The sequence below is a fragment of the Terrisporobacter muris genome (assembly GCF_024621905.1).
Lineage (GTDB): Bacteria > Bacillota > Clostridia > Peptostreptococcales > Peptostreptococcaceae > Terrisporobacter > Terrisporobacter muris.
Window position 1 is genome coordinate 1 of sequence record NZ_JANKBY010000337.1, and the last position, 3,776, is coordinate 3,776.

The following is a 3,776-nucleotide window of genomic DNA, read 5'->3' on the forward strand; positions in this document are numbered from 1 at the left end:
TAATAAAAAACGCTCCTATTTAAATAATAAAATATAGGAGGTTTTACTTATGATAAATAAAAAAAATACTAAAATATTATTTTTCACATTTATAATTTGCTTTGTTTTTTACATAACAATTATAAGTGCACAAGGTAAAAAAGTAGATTGTGAAAATGGATATTTAGATAAATGGAACGAAAAAGTATGGTTAACCCTAGGTGATAGTATCACTAAAGCCAATGGATATCAGCCAATAGTTAAAGAAAAATTAGGTTTTTCAAGGGTAGAAAATAAAGGTATCAATGGACAGACTATGGCTTACCAAAAAACAAATGAATCAACTTATTCAATGGGGAAAAATATTAATTACAAAGAATATGACTTAGTAACAATATTTATTGGGACTAATGACTATAGATATAATAAAAAACTAGGTAAAATTGAAGAAAAGAGTAAAAATATCTATGATGAAAGTACTTTTATTGGATCTTATCAGATGTTGATTGAAAAAATACTATCATCAAATCCATATATTGAACTGGTATTAATTACACCTTTGCAAAGAACAAAAGATGGATATGACATGAACCATACAAATGAAGTAGGGAGTAAACTTATTGATTATGTAAATGCTACAAAAGCTTTAGGTGAAAAATACTCATTACCTGTTTTAGATTTATATTCAACTAGTGGATTTACAGATCAAACTATGAAAATATATACAAGAGATAATTTGCATCCAAATAAAAATGGATATGAAAGAATATCAGAAAAAATGTATAGATTTTTATTAAATATATAGATGTAAAATAGAGAAGAGTTACAAATTCTTCTATGTTTATATGTATGATATAAATATATATGGGGAGAAACTACAAATGGAACAAAGTGAAACAATTGAATCAACTATAAAACTAGATTTAGAATATGCACTATCAGATAGAGAGATTGGTGTAGATGTTGTTAAATCAATAGCTATACTATCCGTTGTTGGAGTACATTTTTTTTTAAACACTAGATATTATAGAGTTGATTTAAACAATGCTAATTTATTTATACAAACAGTAATCCAGCAAATATGTCTAATATGTATTCCATTATTTGTAATGGCTACAGGCTATTTAAATAATAATACAAAAATAAATAAGGATTATTATAAAAAGATATTACCAATTATATATCTATATCTTTTATATTCAATACCAGCACTTATATATAGAAGTCATATAGGGGAAATACCTTTTAATATACCATTATGGATAGACCAAATATTACATTTTAAAGGACATAGATATTCTTGGTATATAAACCTATACTTTGGACTATTTTTGCTAATACCTTTTTTAAATAAAATGTACAACTCATTAGAAAATAAAAAAGAAAAAACTATACTAATAGGAATACTAGCACTGCTCACTTGTGCTACAACCATAAGAGAGTTACATATACCAAGTTATTGGGAGAGCATATATCCGTTAACTTATTATTTTGTAGGTAAGTATATAAAAGAATTTAAACCAGAAATTAGTGTTCCAAAAAATATTGGATTTATAATAGTGATAGTATTAATCCAAGCTATCATAGAATATACTGCAGCAGGTAATGGAGAGTATAAGCACATACTGACGGATTATTCTTCAATTTTTAGATTAGTAGAAGGATACTTGATTTTTATTTTACTTTATAAACTTGAAATAAAGAATAATTCATTTAGGAAAATTATAATAAGTATATCTAAATTAACACTAGATATCTATCTAGCATCATTTATAACAGATAGATTGACTTATAGAGTATTGAAGCCGTATAACATTCCACAAGAAAAATATATATATTTAATGATACCTTTGGTACTTATTTCTTTTGTCTTTGCATATATGGTTGCAAAACTAAGAGTCAGGTATATTAAATTAAGATAAATAATATACAGTGGAAAAAATAGAAGACGAACTGAAATTAGTAATATATGTAAAAAATGAAAAATATTAAAATATATGTATATAAATTTAAAAGAATGTACATAATTTAAATGTACTAATAAGAAATTCTTTGTTCATAGATACAAACATATTCATATGTCCCGAAAAAAGCCTGGAGAACGGATTATCCAGGCTTTTTTGTTGCAAAAATCTATCAATGAGATAGAAGTATATTTTAGTAAATGTGAGGAATACTCTCAAATTATATTAAGCAGGTAAACTGTATTATTGTAGGATAAATACAGGAGAATTAACTTTTATTGAGAATTATATACTTAAGTACTCAAAATTTATGTTTAATTGTTATCCGTGTTGTACTAGGAGGTTAGGGGAAATATGAGAATAGAAAGTAATAGAATAGTAATCAGAGATTTTGAAAGAAAGGATTCTGAAAACCTTTATAGAATTGTTAGAGAAAAGGATATCTTAAGATTCATGCCTGATTGGTCAGAAAATGGAGATTCGCCACAGTCTTACTTTCCATATATTGACTGGCGTCAAACTTAAAAACATTCAACTGATATTTATGAAAACAAAAGATATGTAATTGCATCAAGTGATACAGATGAAATGATTGGTATGGTTGGTGTTGGACTTGAAGACACATCAAATGAAGTTGAAATAGCATACTTTATGTAAGAAAAATACCAAAGAAAAGGATATACAGTATAGGCAGTAAATGAATTAGTAAATTGGTGTTTTAATGTATCAAACATAAAATATCTTATTTTGACTATTGACTGTGCTAATTTGGCATCGTGTAATCTTGCTAAAAAATGTGGTTTTGAATTATTTGAAAAAAGAACTCCAATAAGTCATAAGCAACCTAATATGGAGAGTGATAGCTATTTTTACTATCGTAAGTATCGATAAACTATATTAATTAGACATTATATAAAAACATATTTTAGAAGATTTAAGATCTATTAAAAGTATAATTATATTAGGGGGTATTAACTTTGAATAAAAAAGTGAAAAGTGAACTAATAGAATGGGCTAAAAGCATATCTGTTTCCATAGTTCTTGCAATGGTGATAACAATAGTAGTGCAACCAACCACAGTTAGTGGAGAATCTATGTATCCAACATTAAAGGATAATGATTATTTATTCATAAACAAGTTAACATATGAGGTTGAAGGTCCTAAAAGAGGAGATATAATAGTTTTTAAAACAGAGTTAATAGATGATAAAAGCAGTAAGAAAAAAAGCTTAGTTAAAAGGGTAATTGCTTTGCCTGGTGAGCATATAGTTATAAAAAACAGTGAAGTTTATATAGATGATGAACTTTTAAATGAAAGCTACATAAAAGGAGTATATACATCTGGGGATATAGATATTATAGTTCCTGAAAATAATATTTTTATTATGGGTGATAATAGAGAAAATAGTTTAGACAGTAGAGATGATCGAATAGGGACAATATCTTTAGATGATGTGGTTGGCAAAGTTTCTATGAGGGTGTATCCCTTTGATAAGATAGGAAGCATTAACTAAATATATAAAATGTGAATTTATGTTAATATAATAGTAAATTAACAAATCGTAATAGTTATTTTAGATCCTAAAAATCTATTAAGATACAGGGGAATGGGAATAAATGCTTTAAAGAAGTATAGTTGGAACCCAAAAGGCTTAGATCTTTATAAGGTGTATTCTATAGGATACATTTTATATAACAAAAGATATAAGTCTTTTTTTATTCATATTCAATATATCCGAAGATTTATTTTGATATTGGGTGATTATATTATATAATGGACAATGTTAATAAATTTAGGCGATAAATAAAAGTAAATTTAATATTTCATAGAGA

General features: G+C 26.0%; 4 protein-coding genes. All 4 read left to right on the forward strand.

What is annotated here, in order from left to right:
• The first annotated feature begins 49 nt into the window (after positions 1-49).
• The 4 genes from NSA58_RS17275 to lepB all read left to right on the forward strand — a co-directional run bounded on the left by NSA58_RS17275 (position 50) and on the right by lepB (position 3,457).
• Positions 50-784 carry an SGNH/GDSL hydrolase family protein gene (locus NSA58_RS17275; RefSeq protein ID WP_052232848.1) on the forward strand — a complete coding sequence of 245 codons (735 nt, stop codon included), beginning with the start codon at positions 50-52 and terminating at the stop codon, positions 782-784.
• Positions 785-860: 76 nt separating this feature from the next.
• Positions 861-1,901, forward strand: coding sequence for an acyltransferase (locus NSA58_RS17280; RefSeq protein ID WP_074078969.1), 1,041 nt, complete (start codon positions 861-863; stop codon positions 1,899-1,901).
• A gap of 396 nt (positions 1,902-2,297) precedes the next feature.
• On the forward strand, positions 2,298-2,468 hold the full coding sequence (locus NSA58_RS17285; RefSeq protein WP_242842683.1) for a GNAT family N-acetyltransferase: 171 nt from the start codon (positions 2,298-2,300) through the stop codon (positions 2,466-2,468).
• Between the two features lie 452 nt (positions 2,469-2,920).
• Positions 2,921-3,457 (forward strand): signal peptidase I, encoded by a 537-nt coding sequence (gene lepB, locus NSA58_RS17290; protein ID WP_039678386.1) that lies wholly within the window; start codon positions 2,921-2,923, stop codon positions 3,455-3,457.
• The last annotated feature ends 319 nt before the right edge of the window (positions 3,458-3,776 follow it).

Bases quoted from the DNA above. Each gene is read 5' to 3' on its own strand.
- NSA58_RS17275 (WP_052232848.1), top strand. From the start codon at position 50: ATGATAAATAAAAAAAATACTAAAATATTATTTTTCACATTTATAATT.
- NSA58_RS17280 (WP_074078969.1), top strand. From the start codon at position 861: ATGGAACAAAGTGAAACAATTGAATCAACTATAAAACTAGATTTAGAA.
- NSA58_RS17285 (WP_242842683.1), top strand. From the start codon at position 2,298: ATGAGAATAGAAAGTAATAGAATAGTAATCAGAGATTTTGAAAGAAAG.